This window comes from Bradyrhizobium sp. SZCCHNR1053 (genome assembly GCF_032381235.1).
GTDB lineage: Bacteria > Pseudomonadota > Alphaproteobacteria > Rhizobiales > Xanthobacteraceae > Bradyrhizobium.
Map to the genome: position 1 here is coordinate 1 of NZ_JAUHJM010000004.1, position 23,682 is coordinate 23,682.

At 64.5% G+C, this 23,682-nt stretch carries 20 protein-coding genes and 1 tRNA gene; 10 read left to right on the forward strand and 11 right to left on the reverse strand.

From position 1 onward, the window contains the following. Nucleotides 1-884: 884 nt before the first annotated feature. A complete protein-coding gene (locus QX051_RS12175) occupies nt 885-2,663 on the reverse strand; it encodes an acyl-CoA dehydrogenase (RefSeq protein ID WP_315776275.1) in 1,779 nt (592 codons plus the stop codon). Between the two features lie 288 nt (nt 2,664-2,951). Here QX051_RS12175 and QX051_RS12180 point away from each other — a divergent pair. Next, a tRNA-Gln gene (locus QX051_RS12180) sits at nt 2,952-3,026 on the forward strand. Nucleotides 3,027-3,269: 243 nt separating this feature from the next. Here QX051_RS12180 and QX051_RS12185 read toward each other — a convergent pair. Next, on the reverse strand, nt 3,270-4,196 hold the full coding sequence (locus QX051_RS12185) for a UDP-glucuronic acid decarboxylase family protein (protein WP_315776537.1): 927 nt from the start codon (nt 4,194-4,196) through the stop codon (nt 3,270-3,272). Between QX051_RS12185 and QX051_RS12190 the strand changes: the two genes are divergently transcribed. After that, nucleotides 4,077-4,439 (forward strand): hypothetical protein, encoded by a 363-nt coding sequence (locus tag QX051_RS12190; RefSeq protein ID WP_315776553.1) that lies wholly within the window; start codon nt 4,077-4,079, stop codon nt 4,437-4,439. The genes QX051_RS12185 and QX051_RS12190 overlap by 120 nt on opposite strands. Nucleotides 4,440-4,443: 4 nt before the next feature. Continuing rightward, nucleotides 4,444-5,526: a glycosyltransferase family protein gene (locus QX051_RS12195; protein ID WP_315776276.1), complete on the forward strand. Its 1,083-nt coding sequence runs from the start codon at nt 4,444-4,446 to the stop codon at nt 5,524-5,526. Here the strand turns inward: QX051_RS12195 and QX051_RS12200 are convergent. Then, complete coding sequence (locus QX051_RS12200) at nt 5,471-6,604, reverse strand: glycosyltransferase (RefSeq protein ID WP_315776277.1); 1,134 nt, start codon at nt 6,602-6,604, stop codon at nt 5,471-5,473. The two genes, QX051_RS12195 and QX051_RS12200, sit on opposite strands and share 56 nt — an antisense overlap. Continuing rightward, nucleotides 6,601-7,743 (reverse strand): glycosyltransferase, encoded by a 1,143-nt coding sequence (locus QX051_RS12205; RefSeq protein WP_315776278.1) that lies wholly within the window; start codon nt 7,741-7,743, stop codon nt 6,601-6,603. Before QX051_RS12205 ends, QX051_RS12200 begins: the two co-directional genes overlap by 4 nt. 353 nt (nt 7,744-8,096) lie before the next feature. Between QX051_RS12205 and QX051_RS12210 the strand changes: the two genes are divergently transcribed. From QX051_RS12210 to QX051_RS12225, 4 genes are all read left to right on the forward strand, one after another. Next, complete coding sequence (locus QX051_RS12210; RefSeq protein WP_315776279.1) at nt 8,097-9,350, forward strand: LptF/LptG family permease; 1,254 nt, start codon at nt 8,097-8,099, stop codon at nt 9,348-9,350. A gap of 44 nt (nt 9,351-9,394) precedes the next feature. Next, nucleotides 9,395-10,600: a pyridoxal phosphate-dependent aminotransferase family protein gene (locus QX051_RS12215; RefSeq protein WP_315776280.1), complete on the forward strand. Its 1,206-nt coding sequence runs from the start codon at nt 9,395-9,397 to the stop codon at nt 10,598-10,600. A gap of 76 nt (nt 10,601-10,676) precedes the next feature. After that, nucleotides 10,677-11,894, forward strand: a complete 1,218-nt coding sequence (locus QX051_RS12220; protein WP_315776281.1) for a radical SAM protein — start codon at nt 10,677-10,679, stop codon at nt 11,892-11,894. A gap of 33 nt (nt 11,895-11,927) precedes the next feature. Continuing rightward, the gene (locus QX051_RS12225) at nt 11,928-13,565 is read left to right on the forward strand and encodes a B12-binding domain-containing radical SAM protein (protein WP_315776282.1); all 1,638 of its coding nucleotides are present in this window, start codon (nt 11,928-11,930) and stop codon (nt 13,563-13,565) included. A 39-nt stretch (nt 13,566-13,604) separates the two neighbouring features. Here QX051_RS12225 and QX051_RS12230 read toward each other — a convergent pair whose 3' ends face one another. The 7 genes from QX051_RS12230 to QX051_RS12260 are packed head-to-tail and all read right to left on the reverse strand — an operon-like array spanning nt 13,605 to nt 20,300. Then, nucleotides 13,605-14,738: a glycosyltransferase gene (locus QX051_RS12230; RefSeq protein ID WP_315776283.1), complete on the reverse strand. Its 1,134-nt coding sequence runs from the start codon at nt 14,736-14,738 to the stop codon at nt 13,605-13,607. A 12-nt stretch (nt 14,739-14,750) separates the two neighbouring features. Then, entirely contained in the window at nt 14,751-15,545 is a 795-nt protein-coding gene (locus QX051_RS12235) for an SDR family NAD(P)-dependent oxidoreductase (RefSeq protein WP_315776284.1), read from the reverse strand. A gap of 12 nt (nt 15,546-15,557) precedes the next feature. After that, nucleotides 15,558-16,508, reverse strand: coding sequence for a MaoC family dehydratase (locus QX051_RS12240; protein WP_315776285.1), 951 nt, complete (start codon nt 16,506-16,508; stop codon nt 15,558-15,560). After that, nucleotides 16,414-17,628 carry a beta-ketoacyl-[acyl-carrier-protein] synthase family protein gene (locus QX051_RS12245; RefSeq protein WP_315717187.1) on the reverse strand — a complete coding sequence of 405 codons (1,215 nt, stop codon included), beginning with the start codon at nt 17,626-17,628 and terminating at the stop codon, nt 16,414-16,416. The genes QX051_RS12240 and QX051_RS12245 overlap by 95 nt, the downstream gene beginning before the upstream one ends. A gap of 1 nt (nt 17,629) precedes the next feature. After that, a complete protein-coding gene (locus QX051_RS12250; RefSeq protein ID WP_315776286.1) occupies nt 17,630-17,911 on the reverse strand; it encodes an acyl carrier protein in 282 nt (93 codons plus the stop codon). A gap of 53 nt (nt 17,912-17,964) precedes the next feature. Next, nucleotides 17,965-19,164 (reverse strand): hypothetical protein, encoded by a 1,200-nt coding sequence (locus QX051_RS12255; RefSeq protein ID WP_315776287.1) that lies wholly within the window; start codon nt 19,162-19,164, stop codon nt 17,965-17,967. After that, a complete protein-coding gene (locus QX051_RS12260) occupies nt 19,161-20,300 on the reverse strand; it encodes a glycosyltransferase (RefSeq protein WP_315776288.1) in 1,140 nt (379 codons plus the stop codon). Before QX051_RS12260 ends, QX051_RS12255 begins: the two co-directional genes overlap by 4 nt. A gap of 241 nt (nt 20,301-20,541) precedes the next feature. On the opposite strand from QX051_RS12260, the gene QX051_RS12265 reads away from it, so the two are divergent. Genes QX051_RS12265 through QX051_RS12275 form a run of 3 tightly spaced genes read left to right on the forward strand, consistent with a single transcriptional unit; the run spans nt 20,542 to nt 23,673 of the window. Then, complete coding sequence (locus QX051_RS12265) at nt 20,542-21,882, forward strand: ABC transporter ATP-binding protein (protein ID WP_315776538.1); 1,341 nt, start codon at nt 20,542-20,544, stop codon at nt 21,880-21,882. After that, entirely contained in the window at nt 21,879-22,757 is an 879-nt protein-coding gene (locus QX051_RS12270; protein ID WP_315776289.1) for a class I SAM-dependent methyltransferase, read from the forward strand. The genes QX051_RS12265 and QX051_RS12270 overlap by 4 nt, the downstream gene beginning before the upstream one ends. Before the next feature lie 25 nt (nt 22,758-22,782). After that, nucleotides 22,783-23,673: a glycosyltransferase family 2 protein gene (locus QX051_RS12275; protein WP_315776290.1), complete on the forward strand. Its 891-nt coding sequence runs from the start codon at nt 22,783-22,785 to the stop codon at nt 23,671-23,673. Nucleotides 23,674-23,682: the final 9 nt, after the last annotated feature.

Here is a 23,682-nt window from a genome sequence, read left to right on the forward strand (position 1 = left end):
TCGCCGCTCTTGAACGGCCGATTCGTCATGCCCCCAAATCTTACCGTGAACACTGAGTTCTTGCCCAGCCTCGTCGGCCAAATCAGCTCGGTCGGGCCAACCCCTGTCAAGTCGTTCTGAAAAACATAAATCGCTTTGCGGCTTGCCCAAATCAGCATTATGGTTCGCGCATCCCGTTGCACGGTATGGGGACGGTTCGCGGTCGTCACGGACGTTGGCAGCGGGATGCGGTGGACGCGGGCGGCGCAGTGCTGTTGGCACGGACGAACGTTAGCCTGCGGACGGTGAAGGCGCGTGGTTCCGATACTCCGATGCTAGTATCCAGCGCAATGCGCGAGAAGCGCATTGTCGCGACATGGTGGCCAGAAAGCCCGGTGCACCAGGAAGAGCGCGCTATAGCCCGTTAAAACCATCGCGCGGGGAAGGCCGGGTGTTCTCGGCCAGACCTGTGGTGACTGCCGCCTGCTTTTTTTCTGCAGGCGGGCCACGGGCGCGGCCAGCGCCCGGCCTTCCCTGCGCCCTCCACTCGGTGAGGGCGGGTTTCGAGAGCATAGCTCGGGCGCGGAATGCGTCGCGAGGACGCGGATGCTCATCTCATCGCGACAGGCTGTTCGGATAGATGTTTGAGATGTGGATCAATGAAGCGGCGAACTCGGGACACCCTCCCCCTCCGGGGGAGGGGCGATCGCGCGCGTAGCGCGGGATCGGGGTGGGGTGATCTCTCCGTTGGCACAAGCATCCGCGGAGAGATCACCCCACCCCGCCTCACGCGTCGCTGCGCGCCCCGCGAGGCGACCCTCCCCCTCCAGGGGAGGGTGGGAGCCCGGCAGCGAGCTTTGGTGCGGGAGGCTGAACTCGCTGGTCTGGGTCGCGACGCTCGCCGCTCACGCCACCAGCACGGCCTCCGCCGCGAGCACGGCGTCGGCGCCGTCGGTGACGGTCTTTTCCAGGGACGGGGCCTGCACCGCGAAGGTCTCGGCGAAGAACCGGGCGAGCGCGACGTGACGCGCCCCCTCGGTCTCGTTCTCGCTGCGCGCGGCCAGCGCCTCGTTGGCCAGCATGCAGCCGCCGAGCGCCGAGCCGAACAGGCGCAGGTAAGGCGTGGCGCCGGCGAGCGCATCGTTCGGCGCGGTGCCGAGCTTGTCCAGCAGCCAGCGGCTGGAGCGGTCGAGCGCGCCCAGCGCCTCGCGCAGCTTGGCGCCGGTGGTGCCGAAGGCCGGATCGTTCGAGGCCTCGACGCGGCGGACGATCTCGGCGAGCTCGTCGAGCAGCTTGAACACCGAGGCGCCGCCGTTCGCACCCAGCTTGCGGGTGACGAGGTCGATCGCCTGGATGCCGTTGGTGCCCTCGTAGATCGCGGTGATGCGCGCGTCGCGATAGTGCTGCGCGGCGCCGGTCTCCTCGATGAAGCCCATGCCGCCATGGATCTGCACGCCGAGATAGGCGACCTCGTTGCCGATGTCGGTGGAGAACGCCTTTGCGATCGGCGTCAGCAGCGCGCCGCGCGCGGCGGCTTCAGTGCGCACCGCCGGATCCTTGGCGCGCACGGACACGTCGAGTGCGACGGCGGTCGCGTAGCAGATCGAGCGAGACGCGGCGGTGAGGACGCGCATCTGCATCAGCATGCGCTTGACGTCGGGATGGGCAATGATCGCGTCCGAGCCTGTGCCCTTAGCTCCCACGGCACGGCCCTGTTTGCGCTCCTGCGCGTAGGCCAGCGCCTGCTGATAGGCGCGATCGGCGACGCCGACACCTTCGAGGCCGACGCCGAGCCGCGCCTGGTTCATCATCGTGAACATGCAGCGCATGCCGGCGTTTTCTTCGCCAATGAGATAGCCGATGGCGCCGCCATTGTCGCCCATCGTCATGGTGCAGGTCGGCGAGGCGTGCATGCCGAGCTTGTGCTCGACGCCGGTGGCATAGATGTCGTTGCGGGCGCCGAGCGAGCCGTCGGCATTGACGAGGAATTTCGGGATCAGGAACAGCGAGATGCCCTTGGTGCCGGCCGGCGCATCCGGCAACCGCGCGAGCACGAAATGCACGATGTTGTCGGTCATGTCGTGGTCGCCATAGGTGATGAAGATCTTGCTGCCGGTGATGCGGTAGGTGCCATCCGCGGCGCGCTCGGCGCGGGTGCGCAAGGCGCCGACGTCGGAGCCGGCCTGCGGCTCGGTGAGCTGCATCGTGCCGGTCCACTCGCCGGAGATCAGCTTGCCGAGATAGATGTCCTTCAGCTCCTTGCTGCCGTGGGCGTCGAGCGCCTCGATGGCCGACAAGGTCAGCAGCGGGCACAGGCCGAAGGCGACGTTGGCCGCGCTCCAGATCTCGGTGCAGGCGGCGTTGATGGCGAGCGGCAGGCCCTGGCCGCCATGCGCCTCGGGACCGGACACCGCGTTCCAGCCGGCCTCGGTCCAGCGCTTGTAGGCGTCCGGCCAGCCGGGCGCGGTGGTGACCTTCTTATCGGCGAGCTTGACGCCGTTCCTGTCGCCGATGTGGTTGAGCGGGGCGAGCACGTCGCTCGCGAATTTGCCGGCTTCCTCGAGCACGGCCGCGGTGATGTCGGGGTCGAAATCGCCGTAATGGCCGGCCTCGACCGCCGCCTTCAGCCCGGCGCCGTGGTTGAGGGCGAGCAGCATGTCGTTGAGCGGGGCGCGATAAGTCATGGCGTGTCCTCGGGGCTCGATGTGGCCGGTTTGGCCGCCGTCATCCCATGAAACCGGCCGGGTCTCAACTTTTTCGCGTGGCGCTGCGGCCGGGCGCCGCGGCGGCTTCCAACGAGCAGGATAAGGGCTTGCCGGCATTGACGAATTGGCCTGGGCGGCGGATCACCGGAGGGGCCTGCAAAATTCCTGCGGCGACGCGGTTGAAATGGGCGGGCGCGCTCTGTAGACCACGGGCGCCGACCCGGAATCGCATGGCGCCCGCGCGCCACGCCGATCCGCCGGGCCTGATGGGGCGTAGCCAAGCGGTAAGGCAGCGGATTTTGATTCCGCCATTCGGAGGTTCGATCCCTCCCGCCCCAGCCAGATTTCTTCGCGATTTTGTTGTTCTGAAACTCTCAGGCGTGCCAGGAGTCTGGCCCTCCGAAGGCGGTTGCTGCGAAAAGATTGCCCTGCACTCTCATGATGCCCGCTTGTTTCTGGCAGCCGATTTACTTGGACCCGAGCGAGAGTCTGTGCTTCGCCCAGGTCGTCTTGCCACTTCTCGCGCAGGCATCAGACGCTGGCGAGCGAGATTCCGTCGACCGATCCACACCGAGGCCCGTCACCTCAATCCGGGTCGTCCAGCAGGGATCGGCGGACAGCATCCTCGGAGAGGAGCCGGTCGAAATAGGCGATGGTCCTGGTCAGGCCTTCGGTAAGGCCAATCCTCGGCCGCCATGACAGGACAGCTTCGGCGCACGCTATGTCGGGCCGTCGCCGACATGGATCATCCACCGGTCGCTTCCCGCATACGATGGCAGACCGCGAATTGCACAAGTCGATGATGGTCCTGGCGAGTTCCTGGATCGAGATCTCGGCGGGGTTGCCGAGATTGACCGGCCCGGTCACATCGTCGGGTGTCGCGGCGAGGCGGACGAGCGCATCGACCATGTCGTCGACATAGCAGAACGATCGCGTCTGCGACCCGTTGCCATACAGGGTGATCGGCTTGCCGAGCAGCGCCTGGACGATGAAGTTCGAGACGACGCGCCCGTCGTGGGGGTGCATGCGAGGCCCGTAGGTATTGAAGATTCTGGCCACCTTGATCTGTAATCGGTGCTGGCGCCAATAATCGAAGAACAGCGTCTCGGCGCAGCGCTTACCTTCATCATAACAGGACCGCGGACCGATCGGATTGACGTTGCCCCAATAATCCTCCGTCTGTGGATGCTTCTCCGGGTCGCCGTAGACTTCCGAGGTCGAGGCCTGAAGGATCATGGCCTTGAGCCGTTTCGCCAGCCCTAGCATGTTGATGGCGCCGTGAACGCTGGTCTTGGTCGTCTGCACGGGATCGTGCTGGTAATGGACCGGCGAGGCGGGGCAGGCGAGGTTGTAGATGCTGTCGACCTCGACATAGAGAGGAAACGTCACGTCGTGCCGAAGCAGCTCGAAATTCCTATCGTCGAGAAGGGGCTCGATATTGCGGCGTGTGCCGGTGAAGAAATTGTCGACGCAGACGACCTGATGGCCGTCGGAAATCAGTCGCTCGCACAGATGCGAACCGATGAAGCCGGCGCCGCCCGTAACCAAACTGTTCTCGCTGATGCGCCTGGACGCTCTTCTCGACACGATCCTTGCTCGCTAGAATGTTCGGCAACCAATAACAACCATAAGATGAGTCGAAGGGCAAGGCGACGGTCCTGCGGACTGTCGGCACAAGGAATGAACCGGCCGATGGCGAATTATCTTTCGCGGCGCTGGCCGCCGCCCCACCCGTCTGCCGGCGCGTCGGTCTGAATTCATGGCGCGCATTCTCTATGGCGTGCATGGGACCGGCCGGGGGCACGCGATCCGCGCCTTGACCCTGGCCCAGCATTATTCCCAGCACGACTTCCTGTTCGTCTGTCACGGAGAAGCGGCGCGCCTGCTCGGGGGCCAATTCCGGGTGTTCGAGTGTCCCAATCCGGTCACGCCCGTGAGCTCGCATCGGGTCGATGCTCCGGCGGCGTTGCTGCGTACCGCCGCGACACTCAGCAATGGCGCACATTGGCGCCGCCGGGTCGAGCAGGCGGCCGAGGCCTTCGTCCCGGACTTTGCCATGACCGACTACGAGTTCTTCGTGCCGCAAGTGGCGCGCAGGATGGGAGTGGCCTGCCTGTCGCTCGACAACCAACATGTCATCACCATGGGACGGATCACATGCCCTCTGGGCCAGATGTCGAGCCGGTTAGCGACGGCTGCGGCGGTCCGGCTTCTGTTCAGTTCGGCCGACCAGTACCTCGTCTGCAATTTCTTCGACGTTCCCGCGCGGGCGGCGAGCCCCTGGCTTCGGCAACTGCCGCCGCTGCTGCGGCGCGACGTCGTTGCGCGCCGGCCGACGGCGGGTGACCACGTCGTCGCCTATCAGGGCTATCCGACGTTCCCGGCCTTCGTCGAGCATCTCGCCACGCTTGGCCGGCCTGTCCGCGTCTACGGACTGGGCGAGCGCTGCAGCCTGGGTCGCGTCGACTTCAAGGCATTCGACGAGCAATCGTTTCTCGATGATCTGGCGTCCTGCGCCTTCGTCGTCTGCGGCGGTGGCCATACGCTCATCTCCGAGGCGCTGCATCTCGGCAAGCCGGTGTTATCGATTCCGGTCCGTGGCGCCTTCGAACAGTTTCTCAACGCGCACTATCTGGAGCGGCTCGGTTACGGCATGCGTGCCGATCTGGCGACTTTCTCGTCGCGGATCCTGCACGAATTCGAGGTGCGGCTGGAGAGCTATCGCGATCGGATCAGTTGCGGAGATTTCTGCGGCAACGATGCGGCCTTTGCGGCGATCAATGCGTTCATCGACGGCCGTTGGCGCCGCTCCCCGCGCTCCGGGCCTCGAGCACGGATTTGAACAGCGTTTCATAGGCTTCGACCACGCGATCCGAGCCGTATTGCGACAGCGCGCGGATCGCGCCCCTGGCGGCAACGCGGGCCCGTTCCTCGGGATGGGCGACGACATGGCCGATGATCTCGGCGAGCGCGTCGGGATTGCCGGGCGGCACCAGCCAGCCGTCGACGCCGGAGGTGATCAGGCTGCGAAGCCCGTCGACCGGCGAGGTAATGACCGGTTTGCCCATGGCCATGGCCTCGAGGACCGCGAGCGGCAGGCCCTCGAAATAAGTCGGATGAACGAAGATATCCATCGCGGCGATCCAGTCGCGAACGTCGCCGCGGTCACCGGCGAAGACCACGCGATCGGCGATGCCGAGCGCGCGCGCCTGCTCCATGAGTTGCGCGCGATCAGGTCCGTCGCCGACCAGCCAGAGGCGAACGTCCGAACCCGCCAGCTTTGCGAACGCCGCGAGGAGATCGGGGTGGGCCTTCTGTGGGTGCAACCGTGCCACCATGCCGAGGATGGTGGCGGCGCCGCCGCCATGGTCTCGGCGCAGGGCGGATGCTGCAACGGAACGGTCACGGTCGTCCGCATCGACCCCGTTCGGAATGACCTGAACCTGGTCGCGCCGGACACCTTCATGCGCGAGCGAGAAGGGAACGATTTCGGCGCTCTGGAAGGCCACGCGGTCGGCCCAGGCCGCGGTCTTGCGATCGAACCACAATTGCAGCCGCGGCTTGTCCGCGTAGCGGGCGGTCACAGTCGAGACAATCGGGGCGATGCCGGCGACGCGAGCGGCGGTACGTCCGATCAGATCGCCCCACGGGAGTTCGGTGTGGACGAGATCCGGCCGGCGCCGCCGCAATTCCGCGGCGAGGTGCCAAAGACCGATCAGGCCGTACAGGCGCGGCCGCCCGATGATCTCGACGCTGGCTCCGGCGGAGCGCATGGCAGCGACGACCTCTTCGTTGAATATCTCGTTGAGGCAAATGATGTGCTGGATGTGGCCGCGCGCCGTGAGGCCGGCTACCACGCTCCGCAGCATGGTTTGAGCTCCGCCACGATCGAGATTGTCGAGGATATGAACGATCTTCATCGCAACGGGGCTCCCACGCGCAGTGCCGCGTCCTTCAGGCCGTCGCGATACAATGTCGCGTAGGCATCCGCCATGCCATCCAGTGAGAAATGCTCGCGAACGTGCCGCAAGCCTGCCTGGCCGATGTCGGCTGCCCGGGCGGGATCCGCCAGGATATCCATCATGCAGCGTGCAAGAGCGTCGGCGTCGCCCGGCCTGACCATCCAGCCGGTTTTGCCGTGGATCACCAGTTCGCGGATGGCGTCGACATCGGAAGCGACCACCGGCCGGCTCGCGGCCATGGCCTCCATCAGTGCATTGGGCATGCCTTCCCACAACGAGGGAAGCGCGAAGAGATCGACGGCATCGAGGATGTCGCGCACGTCGCGCCGGGTGCCCGCGAAGCGGACGAACGTCGTTATCCCGAGCTCGTCAGCTTCGCGCTCCAAGGCTGCTCGACACTCACCGTCGCCGACGAGCCACAGAACCGCGCCGGGGTAGCGTTCGCGAACGAGACGGAAGGCGCGCAACAGATATTGTTGTCCCTTGGACGGATGGAGGCGGGCGACGGTCGCGAGCACGGTCGCTTCCGCGGACGTCTGTAGTTCCCTGCGCACGTCGCCGGGTGGCCGGCGCGCCGTCGTGATCGAAACGCCATTGGGAATGTAGACGACCTGGCCTGCGCGTATACCCTCGTGGCGGATCGCAAACGGCACCGCCTCGCGGTCATTGAAGACGACCGCCCTGGCCAAGTGTGCGGTGCGGCGATCGAGCCACCTCTGCCAGCTTGGTTTGTCGACGTTCCGGCCACGGATGGTAGAAAAGACCGCCGGTACCCCCGTCAGCCATGCCAGCAAGCGGCCGATCATGTCGGAGGTCGGCAGTGCCGTCTGCACGACCTGTGCCGGCCAGGTCCGGAGCTCCTGCGCCAGGCGCAGCAATCCGGGTCCTGCCCACAGACGGCCTTCGCCGATGATTTGAACTTCGGCGTAAGGCGCCAGACGTTCGAGGATTTCGGGATGTGCGATTGCACGCATGCCGTAGACGCGCACTGCGAAACCGCGCGCGGCCAGCGCCGGCACCAGGAGAGTCAGCCAGTTCTGGGTCCCGCCGACACCAAGATCGTCGATGAAAATCGCGAGATTGATGAGCTTCTGCATTGCTGCTCAGTGAGCCTACGCTTCGTGACGACAGTACCGCGTCGGTCGGTTCCGTCGGCGGTTGGTCGGGGCGTCCACACGGCGGGGTCGGATGGCTGTGGACGTGGAAAATTGTCCAAAGACGTCATTGCCGCGAACCATTGACCGTATTCGGCCGCTGCCCGCAAGAGCGGCGCGAAATGTGGACGGCCGGCGGCGTTTTCATGACATGCTCGCCAAGATAGTATAATTTTCGTATGTCTAGTGTCGGCGGTAAGAGACAGTCGCCGGCAATACGGCTTTGGGGGCCGTGGTGGGAACGATTCCTAGGAAGGACCGTCCCCCCGGAGTGGAACTGCTGCCAGGGGCGAAGCGTGCTAGTTGGGGTCATTGACAGATATCTGACACGGCAGATTTTGCTTGCTTCGGCCGTCGCCGTTGCGGCTGTCGTCGCGCCGGTGATTCTGATCTCTCTGATCAGCCATCTGGGCGAAGAGGCGCTCTATACCAGCTTGGTGTGGCCCGCGCTCGCCAGCACGGGGCCGATGATCCTCTTCCATGTTCTCCCGGCGTTGGTTGCGATCGCGATCGTCTGGTCCTACGGCAGGTTTGCAGCAGATGGGATCCTGATCGTGATCTATTCGAGCGGTCGCTCGACCTTCGCTGCGCGGTTGCCGGGTTTTGCCGTCGCGTTCGCCGCGGTGGCGCTCGGCTATTTGCTGACCTGTTGGGTCGTTCCGCTAACCTCAGGGCATCTCCACGACGTGCTGTTCTCGCTGCGGCGCGGGGTAAATCCGGCGTTGCTCAAGGTCGGCGTTTTCAATCAGTTCGATCATGGTCGTCAGGTCTTCTATTTCAGGAACTACATCAAGGGCAACGAGCTGGCCGATGTCTTCATCCGGCAGGCGATGTCCGACGGCGAGGAGCGGGTCTTCAAAGCTCGTTACGCGGTGTTCGAAAGGCAGGGGGACGAAAGCGGCTTAGTGCTGCTCGACGGGACCGTTCAGAGCTTGCGGAGCGGACAGTCGGAGGTCAGGGGCGTCGCCTATGCTCGTATATTCGTACCACTGAACGAATATGGCTTCGGAGGCGTCAAGCGTGACTATACGATCATCGACGAAGTGCCCCTGCAGGACTTCCTCGATGGCCGCTCCAAGGCCATGGCCGACCCGGGGACGGCGCGCGAATGGATTCATGAGGCTCTCAACCGCCTGGGAATCCCGCTTCTCGCGCTCCTCCACACCTGGCTCGGCCTCGAACTGCTTCCCGTCTGGCGCAGCTTCGGCGACCGCCGAGGTCCGCGTGCCTTGCTCGTCTGCGCCGCGATCGGGGCGCTGCATTTCTTCATGGTGCTCACCATCGAGCAGACGCTGGTGGACTTGCGGACGACATGGGCGGTCGGCGGGCTCTTTCTGGCCGAGTTGGCGCTGGCACTCATCCTCGCCCTCAGGCGCCGCGGCGGGGCGATGGCCGCACCGTACGCCACGCCCGCCGTTTCGATGCGGCTCGGAATGACCGGCGTGCCGGCGCTGCACGCCGGATTAGCTTTGTGGGACGGGGGCGCCGCCGTTCTTGCCAATGGACCGCACGATCAATTGCCGAACGCGATCGCGCCGCCGTGTCCTTGACAGGTAGTTCGGGCGACTCATCGATTACTTGGACGGATCGGCTTATGGACAACGGCGGAAACGGGATATTGGCGCGTGCAGATCGCCTCGGCAGCTCGCTGGAGAGGCTGGCCGATTCGCGAACCAACCCGCTGAGCATCGTCGTCGATGATGTCGTGGACACCGTCACCGCTATGGTCGCAGGCCGCCGAACGTTGATGTTCGGTACCAACAGCTATCTTGGGCTCAACTTCAATCCGGCGTGCATCGAGGCCTCGGTCGAGGCTGCGCGACACTACGGGACGGGCTCCACGGCTTCGCGGGTCGCTGCAGGCAATCACCGTCTCCACGTGATGCTCGAGGAGGACATCGCGACCCTCTATGGTCGGCGCGACGCGGTGATTTTCAGCACGGGATTCATGGCCAATCTGGGCGTGACTTCGGCGCTCGCCCGCAAGGGCGACATGATTTTTGTCGATGCCCATTGCCACGCCAGCATCTTCGATGCCTGTCGGTTGAGTGGCGCCCAGGTGGAGAGCTTCGCTCACAATGACCGCAGCGATCTCGACAGCCGATTTGCGCGCAGCAACGTCCCTGGACCGCAGACGTTGGTGATCTGCGAGGGGCTCTACAGCGTTCGAGGCGACCTTGGCGAGCTCAAGGGGCTGACGACCGTCGCGCGGCGCCATGGAGCGGTGGTCATCGTCGACGAGGCCCATTCGCTCGGCATCTATGGGCGCTACGGCCGCGGCATCGCCGAACACCTCGGCGTCGAAGCCAATGTCGATGTGATCGTCGGCACCTTCAGCAAGAGCCTTGGCGGAATCGGTGGCTACGCCGTGAGCGATTCGAGTGCGTTGCGCGCGCTGCGCTTCATGAGCAGGCCGTATCTCTACACCGCATCGCTCCCACCTCCGATCGTGGCGGCGGCGCGGCGGGCGCTTCACCTCATCGGAGGGGAGCCGAAATTGCGGGACGACCTCTGGCGCAACGCGCGAGCCATGCATGACGGCCTCGCCGGGATCGGCATCCGGCCATGCGCGGACCCCGGCCCCGTGGGGAGCATCCGGATGCCGGGGCTGGCCGCCGGCTATGAATTCTGGAAGGCACTGCTCGATCGCGGCATCTACGTCAATTTGCTGGTGCCGCCGGCGACACCCGACGGAGACGTGGTGTTGCGCTTCAGCGTCTCCGCTGCCCACACGCCGGATCAGATCCGGGCGGCGGTCGACGCCGTAGCCGAGGTGTCGAAGTTGGTGAAGCTGGCTTGATTGGAAGATGATGCTGGCGCCGCACGGCGTCGCGGCTTCGGATCGGGCTTGATGGGACGACGACGGTCGGGAAGTCATGGCAAAGACGAGCAGCCTGGGGATACTAACTGCGGCGCGCTACGCGCGACGAGTCCTTCCGCATCCATGGATCGCAACCAAGCTGATCCAGATGGAGGCTGACAAGCGGATTTTCAGCAAGTTCCGGATCAGTCGTGCGGAAGGCGAGGCCGGTAGGATTCGCCAAGCGAGCTTCCGTCTGACTGACCGCTGCAATCTGCGCTGCCATACCTGCGGCCAGTGGGGCGACAATGGCTATCTGCTCAACTCCAGCCTCCGGCATCTGAAGGAGCGCGAGATCCCGACCGGTCGCTATCTCGAATTGCTGCACGACCTCGTCGACCATGGTCATGGCCCGCTGGTCTACTTCTGGGGCGGCGAGCCGATGCTCTATGACGGCATCCTCGACCTGATCGAGGGCGCTACCGAACTCGGGCTGCCGGTGAGCATCGCGACCAACGGTACGCGGGTGGCTGCCTCCGCCGAACGGCTGGCCAAGGCGCCGCTCTTTCTGTTGCAGGTGTCGGTCGACGGCCATCGCGCTGACCTGCACAATGCGCTGCGACCGGCCGCGGGGGGCGGCGGCGACAATTTCCACGAGCTTTGCCGCGGGCTGGATGCGGTTGCCGAGGCGCGAGCGAAGCACGGCCGCGGGCTGCCCTTCATCGCCGCCCTGACCGTGATCTCGCAGGCCAACTGCAAGCATCTGGTCGACATCTACGATGCCTTTCGGGACAAGGTCGATCTGTTTGTCTTCTATCTGTCATGGTGGATCGACCAGGGTAACGCGGAGGCGCACGAGAAGGATTTCTTTCGCCGCTTCGGCTTCTATCCGACCCGCCACCACGGCTGGGTCGGAAACTGGAAGCCCAGCAGCACGGAGGCGCTGGACGATCAGCTACAGGCGGTGATGGAACGATCGTCCGGCTGGTCATCGCCTGCGGTCGCGTTGATCCCGCCGATCTCCGGCTCTGACAAGCTGACGACGTATTACACCGATCACCAGGAGCACTTCGGCTATGACGAATGCGCGGCGATCTTCCAGGCGGTCGAGATCAACAGCAACGGCGATGTCTCGCCGTGCCGCGACTACCACGACTACGTCGTCGGCAACGTCAAGACGTCGACGATCACCGAATTATGGAATTCCGAGCCGTACAGGAAGTTCCGGGCGAGCATCGGTCGCGACGGGCTCATGCCTGTCTGCGCCCGCTGTTGCGGTCTGATGGGATACTGAGCGGCGGCGGTCGGCAGGATCGGGAGGGAATTCATGGCAGCGACACGATGCAACGTCCTCCTCGTCTATCCTCGTTTCGATCTGACGTCGTTCTGGAGCCTGACGACGACGTGCCGGATCGCCGGCAAGCGGCGCATGGAGCCTCCGCTCGGCCTGATCACCGTCGCGGCGATGCTGCCGAAGGAATGGTCGGTCCGCCTTATCGACCGCAATGCGGAGGAGGTCGGCGAATCCGATCTCGCCTGGGCCGACATGGTCATGACCGGCGGCATGATCCCGCAACGGGCCGATACGCTGCGCCTAATCGAACTCGGTCAATCCCGCGGCAAACCGGTCGTCGTCGGCGGGCCGGACATCACCTCCAGTCCGGATGCCTACAGTCATGCGGACTTTCGCATGCCGGGTGAGGTCGAAGCGACGATGGCCGCCTTCATAGAGTCCTGGGATGCGGGCGAGCGCCGGGGGCTGTTCGCGGCGGAGAAATTCACCGTCGATGTGACTAGGAGTCCGCTCCCGCGTTTCGACCTTCTCAAGCTCGACCATTATCTGGCTTTGTCCGTCCAGTTTTCGCGGGGCTGTCCGTTCATCTGCGAGTTCTGCGACATCATCGAGCTCTACGGACGGGTGCCGCGCGCCAAGACCGTTGAACAGTTGCTCGGCGAGCTGGAGAATCTCTACTGGCTCGGTTATCGCGGCCATGTCGATTTCGTCGACGACAATCTGATCGGCAACAAGAAAGCGGTGAAGCAGTTTCTGCCGCATCTCTGTGCCTGGCAAAAGGCGCACGGCTATCCCTTCACGTTCAGCACGCAGGCCTCGATCAACCTCGCCGACGACGACGTCCTCCTGCACTTGATGCGCGACGCGAATTTCGGGGCGGTCTTCATTGGGATCGAAAGCCCCAACGAGGACGCACTGCTGTCCACCCAGAAGAAGCAGAATATGCGGCGCAATCTCGCCGACTGCGTCCACAAGGTCTACCGTGCCGGAATGTTCGTGACCGCAGGTTTCGTGGTTGGATTCGACAACGAACACGAGCGGGTCGCCGACGAGATGGTCTCCTGCATCGAAACGGCCGGGCTGCCGATCTGTATGGTCGGCCTGCTGACCGCGCTGCCGCAGACCCAGCTCTCGCGACGACTCGAACGCGAGGGGCGGCTGAACCCTGACGTCGATTTCAGCTTCGTCAGCAGCGCCGATGGCGGCGATCAATGCACCGAGGGCCTCAATTTCCGAACCGCCCGGGCGCGGCGCGACGTGTTGGGCGACTACCGCTCGATATTGGAACGGGTCAATCGGCCTGCGGCCTTCTTCGGCCGGATCCGGGCGGTCGCCCGCCTGCTGGTCCCGGCTCGCATCAATGCCTCGGTGCCCTGGCGGGTGGTTTTGAACGATGCGGCGACGGTCGTGCGCCTGCTCTGGTTCGTGGCCGCGCGGCGGCCGGACCTCCTGAGCGGATTCCTTGCGACCATCGCCGAATGCGCAATCCGCAATCCGAGGGCGCTCAAACAGGTGGTCTCGCTATTTCTACTCTACCTCCATGTTGGGCCGTTCTCCAAAGAGGTGATCGCAAGCCTGAACCGGCAGATCGGATCAATCGATGCCGGCCTTGCGCGGCGGCATGAACCGCCGGTGGCGATCGGTCAGGCGGCGGTCCGATCGGGCCTCTGATCAGGCGGTCTTGTCAGGTGGTCTAGTCAGGTGGTCTAGTCAGGTGGTCTTGGCGGGAACGTCGAACGGCAGTCCGGCCCAGGTCACACGGCGGTCGAGCAGCGCCTTCAGCCACATCACGGGAAGCAGGACTTCCCGGCACAATCCAGAGAGTGGGGACATCCAGGACCAGCCCCAGCCTTTGGCCGCGAAGAAGGTGACGTCGAGCAAGACCCAGCCGAGCAGGGTCCCGCCCGCCATCAGCCACCATGGCATTCCGAAGGCTGCAGCGCCCACGGCGCCGCACAGGGCCGTGAAAGCGCCACTGACCAGCGGCTCGCCGCAGAAGGCCAGCGGTGCCTGGATTCGACGAATGACCATCCAGCGCTGGTGGCGGTCCCAGACTTCGCTGAACGGCCGCCGGCCGATCGCCTGACGGATCTCCTTGGCTGCGAACACCGTTCGCAGGCCGATGCGTCCCAGTCCTTGCGACAGCGCGTGATCGTCGCCGAAGGCCGAAGCCATCAATCCGATGCCGCCCGCCCGCGCCAGATCTCGGCGGTCGAACAGCATGACCTTGCCGAAGCCGACGTTTGCGCCGGCGGCGGACAGTGCCAGCGTCAGCGGAGCGGCCTGCCCATTGAGGAATGCTCGCTCGAGTTCGGCGGCGAATCCGGTCGGGGCGACGGCAACCGGGATCGCGCAGACGAGGCCGACGCCGGCGGTCAGGTTCGTCATCAGATCGGCGAGTTGGTCGGGGCTCAGGAGAATGTTCGAATCCTTGATCAGGATCAGGTCGTGTTGCGCCGCTGCGATGGCCGGCGCGAGATTGCTGACTTTCGGGTTCGGAGTGATGCGCTTGTTTCCGATCAGGATCCGCGCGCCGACCGCCGGGAATTGCGCAGCGACCTGCCGGGCGATCTCGATCATCGGCGAGCGGACTTCCGCGGCGGCGACCAGAATCTCGCTTTGCGGATAGACTTGCGCGAAGGCGGACGTGAAGGCCGCTTCGGCTTCGAACTCCAGCCGGCGGATTGGGATCACGATCGAGACCGGCGGTCGATCATGTCGCGTAGCCAACCTGTGCCGTAAGCGAGGGTGCGCCAATGCGGCCGAGATGGTCGTGATGCGAAGAGCGCAGGAGATCGCCCACCATGCCGCTGCGGCGACCGGGAGCATCGAGAGCGCGTCCATCGCCGTCGCCTGTCACTCGTTGTAGAGTTCGGTGCGCTCGGGCACGTCGACATGGACTGCGGCGAACGCAAGGTCGGTCAAGCGCCGCGGCAACAGGCGGGTCAAATGCAGACCGAAGGCCAGCAGGCGGGGGAATGCGATTACCGCATCGCCGCGCTCCAGCCGCCGCCGTATGATGGCGGCTGCACGGTCGGCGCTCATGATGAGGGGCTTCGGACAAACGGTGTCGCGGTTGAGCGCCGTGTCGACGAATCCAGGCGCAACGGTGCTGATGGTGACGCCCTGGGCGGCAAGAGTAGGACGAAGCGACTCGGCATAGGCGTGAAGGCCGGCCTTGCTGGCGCTGTATGCGGGACAGGAGGGCAGGCCGCGCAAGGCGCCGATCGACCCGATGACGGCGATCGTCCCGCGCCCGCGCATGCACATCCGCTCCGCCAGGGGATCGATGGTGTTGATGGCGCCGATCAGGTTGATTGCGATCACGTTGCGCACGACGGCCGGATCTTCCCGCAGCCGGCCGATGCCGAGCCCAGCGGTGACCCCGGCGCCGGCGATCGCGAGCCCGATCGGGGCGGCGTCGTCGATGGCGCGGATCCATCCCGCCATTCGATCGCGATCCCGGACATCGATTGATGCGGTCGTGACGGCTGCGCCTTTGGCCCGGCATTGTGCTGCCGTTTCTTCCAGGCGGCCCTCGTCCCGACCGGACAGCGCCATGTGGATCCCCGGCGCGGCATAGTTCATCGCGAGCGCGCGGCCGATGCCGCTGCTGGCTCCCGTGATGACGATCGAGCTTGGGGCGGACATGATGTGCGATCCTCAGCCGTCGTGGCGCGCCGCGATTTCAGCGACGCATGCTGCATACCCCGCATCGGTCGAGACGATGACGCGCAGGATCAACTGCTCGGCGCGACCGCTACCCGGCATGTCCGATGGCATTCGCTTGACAACACGACCGGAGAAGATGAGGCGGCTGCCAACTGGAACGGGCAACAGGAAATTGCCGTGGATGCGATTGATCCGCAGTGCCGGTATCCAGTCGCGGAGCGCGCCTTCGATCTGCCCCATCGCCAGCATGCCGTGGATTATCAGGCCGTCGAGACCTGCGGCGCGAGCCGTTGCGGGATCGCTGTGGAGCGGATTGTCGTCGAGCGATGCCGCCGCGTAGCTCTCGGTCTGCGCGATGTCGATCGGCCCGGTCTCGATCACTGGAAAGCTCGAGTCCGGCATCGGGCGCGAGCGGAGTGCGGCGTCGCGTGCTGTGTCGGGACGAAACGTGCGCAACAGCGTGTCGAGCGTTGCGACGATCCGCCCTTCGGAATCGCACACGGTCCCGCGCAAGAGCGTCCGGTCCGTTGGGGTCCGCTCGCGACGGGCTTCGACTGCGAAGCCGTAGTCGCGATCGGGGCCGAGGCCTTCATGATAGGTGAAGGTCTGCGATTGCTGCACGACGATTTCATCGGTGAGCCCGAGCCTGCCGATCACGGTTGGTCGGATTGCGGGAAGGCTGAGCCAGCGGATCGGAAACGCAAACGGTACGGGGCCGAAGCGGCGCTGCAGCCCCAGCGCGGACACGAAGGCAGCGACGTCCGCCCTGTCAGCCCGGACCGCAATCGGACCGATGCTGACCTGATCCTGCGCGCTGTCCGGCCCGCTCACATCAGATCCCTCAGGGTCAATCCGCCCGCGCGACGGCGAGGCATGCGTTGACGCCTCCGAAGGCGAAGGAGTTCGAGATGGCGACGCGGATCGGCATTGCGCGCGCCGCATTGGCGACCGGGTCGATGCCGCATTTCGCATCGGCACCGAGCCAGTTGATGGTCGGCGGCGCAATGTTGTCGCGCATCGCCATGATGGTGATCGCCAGTTCGATCGCCCCGCCGGCGCCCAGTGCGTGGCCGTGGATCGGCTTCGTGGACGACACTGCGAGGCGGGGCAGCCGGTCGCTGAACACGCGCTGCAGCGCCTCGGCCTCGGCGATATCGTTGGCGACGGTGCCGGTGCCATGGGCGTTGACATAGTCGATATCGCCGGGCGTCAGCCCGGCGTCGGCGATCGCCTGTTCGATCGCGGACCGAGCGCCATTGGGGTCGGGACGAACGATGTCGAAAGCATCGCTCGACGTGCCATAGCCGACGATCTCGGCCAGCGGTTCGACGTTGCGTCGGCGCGCGGTCTCGAGTTTTTCGATCACCATGATGGCGGCGCCCTCGCCGAGCACCATGCCGTTGCGGCCGGTGGAGAAGGGCCGACAGGCATCCGGGGTCAGCACTCGCAGCAATTCCCAGGTGCGGATATTCAGCGCGGTCATCGACGATTCGCTGCCGCCAACGATCGCCCGCTCCACCGCGCCGGACCGGACCAGCGAGGTACCTACTCCGATCGCCTGGGCCGATGAGGCGCAGGCGCTCGTGATGGTGAAGGTCGGGCCAGTGCAGCCGTAGCGTATGCTCAGGTGCGAGGTGGCGGCGCTGCTCATGATGCGCGGAATGGCCAGCGGATTGAGACGGGACTTCGTCGCGTAGGCGCTGTAGCACTGCTCGTCGATGGTGGTGATGCCGCCGACGCCGGTTCCGAGAATCACGGCGGTCGTCGGCCCCTGGCGCTCCTCGCGCGCAAGGCCTGCCTGGGACAGGGCTTCGTCCGCAGCGACGATGGCAAGCTGCGCGTATCGGTCGCAGAACGGCAGAACCTTGGCCTCGACATAGCTCTCCGGGGCGAAGGATTTGATCTGCGCTGCGAGCTTGATCTGGTTCGAGCCCGGCCGCTCGAACTCGAGCGGTCCCACGGCGCTTTGTCCGTCGCGGGCTGCGCGCCAGAGGGCGTCAATGCCCTTGCCGGTCGCGCAAGCCGCGCCCATGCCAGTGACGACGACGCGAGGGCGCGACACGTCAGCTGCGCTCCACCAGAATGCGGGCTTCGATCTGTTGCACGAATCCGCTCAGGTCCTTGACGTCAGCGATGCCGCCGTCGATCGGCACATAGACGCCGAACTTCTCCTCGATCGCCATCAGGATCATGACGACGTCGATGGATTGGATCTCGAGACTCTCCAGCGTCGCATCGGGGGTCGTCTTGGCCGGGTCGATCTTCCCTTCGCTGACAATGACTTCAAGGATCTGGTCGGCCAGGGAGGCGGCAAGAGCGGCCTTTTCCACATTCGATTGGGTCAATCGTGCCTCCGATTGCGTGCCAAGTTGCGCTGCCTAGTTACGGCAACTTCAAGTCAGTCTACAATGCTCTTCTCGTAGACTCCATAGGTGTGGGACTGTCGCAATCCGATCCGGGTCAGGGATTGCGCCAGGGGGTTGTTGTCGAGAACCCACCCGGCTATTGCCCGGTCGATGCCCAGCGTCGATCCGCGCTTCCAGAGTTCCTCGACCATGACGGCCGCAATCGCTGCGCGGAGAGCGCTGCTGCGGTATTTCGAGGCCATGCCGAGTAGGACAATTCTGAAGGAACGGTACTTCGCGCGTTTGATGCGGATCAACAGCTTGAGCCAGCCGACGAGGCTCGGGACAGGCCCGAGCCCGGCGGCGACATCGAACAAGTTGGGAATCGCCAGCATGAATGCTGCGGGCTCGCCATCGACCTCGATGAAGAATCCAGCGTCCGAAAACAGCATCGGCTTGAATTGGGCCGTCAGTGCACGCACATCGGACTGCGTGGTCGGGGTGAAGCCCCAATTGTCCTGCCAACCATCATTGAAGATCTGCCTCGCCAGCTCCATGTCGGCGTCGAGGGCGTCGAGATGAATGTCGCGCGTGGTGATGCCGGCGTGACGTCGCATGGAGGAGAATCGTTCGAAACGCCCCTCGGTGCCGACGTCCATTCTATTGTACTCGAAGCAGAGCAACTCTCGGACGAGCGCGTATCCGGCGTCGCGAACGCGACCATCGAGATAGCCGGGATGCCATGGGAACAGCGTCATCGGCGGCTCCTGTTGCCCTTCCAGGAGGAGGCCAGATTCGCCATTGATCGACAGCAGGAACGGTCCCCGAGCCACCTTGCGCCGCTGCCGACGCAGCCACGCCTCCGCGGCCACGAACAGCGCGTTGACGACGTCGCCGTCGTCGATCGCGTCGAGACACCCGAACAATCCGATGTCGGCCGCTTCCGGCCCGGTGGCAGCGTAATCGATCTGGGCCGAGATGCGTCCCTGCGGCCGACCATTCCGCATAGCGATCCAATAGGCTGCCTGCCCGTGCGTGAAGAATGAGTTGTGCCGGGGATCGAGCATCTGCCGCCGTTCGAAATCGAGCGGAGCGACGAAACCCGGCATCCCGTTGTAGATCACTCGCGGCAGGACGATGAAATCGTGTAGTTGCGCGCGGGTGTGGACCTGCTCGATCGTCAGCGGCGACGAGGTCGTGCGGCGGTGCACCACGGCAGAAGAGGAGTGGCTGCTCTCGCCGGTTGCGGTCATGTGCGGTCTCGGGGCAAGGCAGCGGGATGGGTACTGTCGTGGCGGTTGGGCCCTTCGGCCCCACCGCCGAGGAACCAAAGCCACTGGGCCGCGGTTCGAGCCGTATTGTAATGCGCGCGCATATGGGCATGTCCCTGACGCGCAATGCGATCCAGCCGCACATCATCGTTCCAGATCTGCCGAATCGCGTCGCGCCATTGATCCGCGGTCTGCGCCGACGGCATGCCGCAGATCTCGCTGAAGGCGACAACATCCGGCGACCGGGCGTCGCCGATGGCCGGACATCCCCGGGCGAACAGGCCACGCATGCGGCCGGCAGACTTGAGATAGGAATCGGGAACTGACGGCCGCGCCGGGACGATGCCCAGCCGGGCCTGGGCTGCCAGCGCGCACAGCGCTTTGGGCGACCAAGCGGCGTAGCGGACCGGCAGAGCGCCCCACCGTTCGCTCCGCTCCGGAAGGTTCGTGAGGATGACGAGTTCGGCATCGGTGTCGCGGCCGAGCGAAGCGAGCGCGTCCTTCAGGGCGACGAGACCATCGAGGCTTTCCCGCGTACCATGCCACAACAAGAGTGGCGGTCGTTGCGAGGGTGCCGCAGCGTCGAGCGCGGCGCCGCCGCTTTCGATGAGATCGACCGTTTCGGTCTCCTCGATGAACCAGGTGCGGGAATGGGCAGTCCCTAAGAACGATGCGAATACCGGAGAGGAAACCGAGACGACATGAGCGAAGCGGTCGAGATCCGCCCAGACCCGGTCCGCGTCGTCGGGCTGCAGCAGGACGGTACGATGCGGTGAGCACAGGCCACGCGGCGGGACGGCCTTGAGGCAGAGCAGCCAATCCACCGGCGCGGTGGGGAGGCCTCCGGCATCGATCTGCCAAGGCAGACCGAGAGCTGCGACTTGACGGCGCAACTCCGGTACGACCCGATCGACATGGATGGCGGTGCTGGGCCACGGATTGGGTGTCCAGAAGTGAATGCGGAGTGGCGCGCGGCGCGGGTCGGGCGGCGGTTCCTCCGGGACAGCCACGAACCGGCCTGTTGTCCGTCCGCCGTGATGCGCCGCCAGCATGTGCCGGAAGCGAAGCTTGGCCGGCAGAAGCGGCGCCCAGCGGGGCAATGTGTTGTCCCAGATCAAGAAAGAATACCGGTACGAATTGTATTCAACGATTCTGTCGTTCTTCTCTACCGTTCTTCGCCCCGGATTGATAGATATCGGACATCTTCAAGGTTGCAATTGCCAGAGCCTGCTCGTTGATGTTTGATGGCATGGCCCTCGTCCGCAGTCTGCGCAGATGCCATCACTCGCCATCAAAGTCGAGAACGTCTCCAAAGCCTATACGGTCTGGTCGTCGCCGGCGGCGCGCCTACATGGGCCGATGCTCGGGCGGCTTGGCCAACTGCCGTTCCTGCCGGCCGCGGTGCGAGACACCTGCGAGCGATTGTCGCATGGCGCCGTGCGCAACTACTACGCCCTGCATGACGTCTCGCTCGAGGTGCGGCGCGGCGCCAGTGTCGGCATCATCGGCCGCAATGGTTCAGGCAAGAGCACGCTCTTGCAGCTGCTCGCTGGGACGCTGACGCCGAGCCAGGGCGAGATCGCCGTCGTCGGCAGCATTGCCGCCATGCTCGAGCTTGGCAGCGGCTTCGATCCGGACTTTTCGGGGCGTGAGAATGTCTATCTGAATGCGGCCATCCGCGGTATGAGCCGGCGGCAAACCGACGCGAAATTCGACGAAATCGCCGCGTTTGCGGACATCGGCGACTTCATCGACCAACCGACCAAGACCTATTCCAGCGGCATGACCGTCCGTTTGGCGTTCGCCACCTCCGCCTGTCTCAAGCCGGAGGTGCTGCTGGTTGATGAGGCGCTGAGCGTCGGCGACATCTTCTTCCAGCAGAAGTGCATCCGCCACATGAGGGAGGCGATGGCTGATGTCACCAAGGTCTTCGTCACGCACGACCTCCAGGCGATCCGCAGCGTGACCGAATACGCCTATGTGCTCGACCGCGGCGAAATCGTCTTCGCCGGAAGCTCCAGGGATGCAGTCGATTTCTACATCAGGATGTCGCACCGCGTCTCCGACGGACGCGACCGTTCCGTGGCGGACGCCGGCTCCGCAGCGCTCGGCAGACGCGCCGCGCCGGGCGCGGACATGGACGCGAACAGGTTCGAGCGGCTGCCATGGATTGATCTCAAATCGTCGCAATTGAGCGGGGCGGGGGACGTTCTGATCAGGCGGGTCGCCGTCACCAAACCTGATCTTGCTCCGGCCGGTACGGTTCAGGCGGGCGACCGGATCAGCGTCGACCTGTTGCTTGGCTGCGCCGCAACGAAGACGCACGTGATCGTCGGCTATCTGCTCAGCGACCGTCACGGCAATCAAATCTGCGGCGAGAACAGTTGTAGCCTCGCCTGCGGCGTCGTCGCACTCGATCCCGGCGAACACCTGGTGCGGCTCGAATTTGTCTGGCCGGAAATCCAGCCGGGCGACTACACTCTTACGGTCGGCATTGGCGAGGGGACGGATCCGCTGCGGCACGTCGTCCAATGCTGGGCTCATAGCGTCGTCAAGCTCAACGCCATCAGTCCTGGTCGGGCGATCCACGGCATCTTCAACAACCCGATAACGAAGCTCGACATCGTGCCGTTTGGCGATTCCACGGCCTGGCCAGCCCCCGGTTCGGCAGCGCCTCCATCAATCCGGTGTGGCGTATGATCGAGCCCGAGCATTCCGCCGACTTGTCGCAGCAACCAGTCTGGGTCGTCAGCGAACCAGCTTACGAGTCGGATGTCCTGAACCCGCAGCTCGCGATATCCCCCTGGCAGGGGCACCGCGACTTCGCGTATGATCTTGTCGGCTTTTCGCGGCCGCGTCTGATCGTCGAACTCGGCGTTCACTACGGCTGCTCCTATTTTGCCTTCTGCCAGGCGGTCAAAGATCGCGATCTGCCGAGCCGGGTCGTCGGCATCGATACGTGGGAAGGCGACGAGCACTGCGGCCACTACGGCGGCGAAGTGTACGAGACGGCCGCGAAAACGATGGCTGGCTCGTTCGCCGATGATCGCTTTGTGCTGCATCGTGCCCGCTTCGATCAGGCGACGGAAGCGTTCGACGACGATTCGATCGATCTGCTGCATATCGACGGCCTGCACACCTATGATGCGGTTCGCAGCGATTTCACCACCTGGTTGCCAAAGCTTGCCCCGGACGGAATCGTCCTGATGCACGATATCGCGCCGTCATCGGGCTACGAGTCCGCCCGTTTCTGGGCAGAGATCAAGCAGCGCCATCCGCACTTCGAATTCCTGAACCGGTGGGGGCTCGGCATCCTCTTTCCCAAGGGCGAACGCTGGTACCGCGCCGGGCTCGCGGAAGGCGTGCCGGACAAGATCCGCGGCTATCTCTACCGCGGCGAATGGCTCGTCGAGCGCTACCGCGCCGCCATCGACTTGCAATGGCAGAGGGAGCAGACCGACCGCTGGTGGCAGGAAAGCGAGAGATTCAAACAGCGCGTCGGCGAGCTGGAAAGACGGCAGCCTTCTGGCTGGTTGCGCGCGATCGGCCTCGTTCGTCGCTCCGACGGTGATTGACGGGATGGATTGGGGATATCATCAGATGGATGACACTGTTGCGGTGATCACGCGGACCAGGAACCGTCCGTTGCTGTTGCCGCGCGCCCTGGACAGCGTGTTGGGCCAGAGCTTCGAGAATTGGATTCACGTCGTGGTCAACGACGGCGGCGATCCTGCCACGGTCGACGGACTGATCGCCCAGCGCACGGGCCGCTATGCAGGTCGTTGCCACGTCATCCACAATAATACATCGCGCGGCATGGAAGCCGCGTCAAATCAAGGCGTTGAAGCGACATCCAGCCGCTATATCGTTATTCACGACGATGACGACGCATGGCGACCGGACTTCCTCAGTAAGACTGTGGCCTATATGGAGGCGAATGCGACGTTTCCGAAACTGGCCGGCGTGATCACCCACACGGAGAGAGTCGTCGAGTCCATCAGGGAGGACCGGATCGAGACCGTGCAACGACACGATTTCAATTCCTGGGTGAAGGGGGTGCATTTGTTTCGCATGCTGGCGCAAAACATGTTCCCGCCGATCTCGTTCCTGTTCAGGAGAGATGCGCTGGTGAAGATCGGCCCGTTCCGGGAGGATCTTCCGGTTCTGGGTGACTGGGAATTTAATGTCCGATTCCTGCAATCCTTCGAGATCGGAGTGCTGTGCGAATGCCTGGCCTATTATCACCATCGTTTGCCGGCAGGCGCGGTCGAATACAGCAATTCGGTCGTCGATCAGAGCCACCAGCATGAGAACTACAGCGTCTTCCTCCGCAACGAATGGCTTCGTCAGGAACTGAATAGCGGCCGCACCGGGATCGGCACCCTGGCCAATATTTCGTGGCAGATGTTTCTATTGGAGGCGTGGCTTCGAAAGCGGCGCCAGGACAAGGGCTTTCTTCATCGCGTCTTTCGCCGAAGAAAATTCGATTGAGCATGCAAA

Coding starts and splice junctions, on each gene's coding strand:
- QX051_RS12195 (WP_315776276.1), top strand. CDS start 4,444: ATGGCGCGCATTCTCTATGGCGTGCATGGGACCGGCCGGGGGCACGCG.
- QX051_RS12230 (WP_315776283.1), bottom strand. CDS start 14,738: ATGGACGCGCTCTCGATGCTCCCGGTCGCCGCAGCGGCATGGTGGGCG.
- QX051_RS12205 (WP_315776278.1), bottom strand. CDS start 7,743: ATGCAGAAGCTCATCAATCTCGCGATTTTCATCGACGATCTTGGTGTC.
- QX051_RS12275 (WP_315776290.1), top strand. CDS start 22,783: ATGGATGACACTGTTGCGGTGATCACGCGGACCAGGAACCGTCCGTTG.
- QX051_RS12220 (WP_315776281.1), top strand. CDS start 10,677: ATGGCAAAGACGAGCAGCCTGGGGATACTAACTGCGGCGCGCTACGCG.
- QX051_RS12175 (WP_315776275.1), bottom strand. CDS start 2,663: ATGACTTATCGCGCCCCGCTCAACGACATGCTGCTCGCCCTCAACCAC.
- QX051_RS12235 (WP_315776284.1), bottom strand. CDS start 15,545: ATGTCCGCCCCAAGCTCGATCGTCATCACGGGAGCCAGCAGCGGCATC.
- QX051_RS12255 (WP_315776287.1), bottom strand. CDS start 19,164: ATGACCGCAACCGGCGAGAGCAGCCACTCCTCTTCTGCCGTGGTGCAC.
- QX051_RS12265 (WP_315776538.1), top strand. CDS start 20,542: ATGCTCGGGCGGCTTGGCCAACTGCCGTTCCTGCCGGCCGCGGTGCGA.
- QX051_RS12270 (WP_315776289.1), top strand. CDS start 21,879: ATGATCGAGCCCGAGCATTCCGCCGACTTGTCGCAGCAACCAGTCTGG.
- QX051_RS12225 (WP_315776282.1), top strand. CDS start 11,928: ATGGCAGCGACACGATGCAACGTCCTCCTCGTCTATCCTCGTTTCGAT.
- QX051_RS12240 (WP_315776285.1), bottom strand. CDS start 16,508: ATGCGGCGCGCGCAATGCCGATCCGCGTCGCCATCTCGAACTCCTTCG.
- QX051_RS12215 (WP_315776280.1), top strand. CDS start 9,395: ATGGACAACGGCGGAAACGGGATATTGGCGCGTGCAGATCGCCTCGGC.
- QX051_RS12200 (WP_315776277.1), bottom strand. CDS start 6,604: ATGAAGATCGTTCATATCCTCGACAATCTCGATCGTGGCGGAGCTCAA.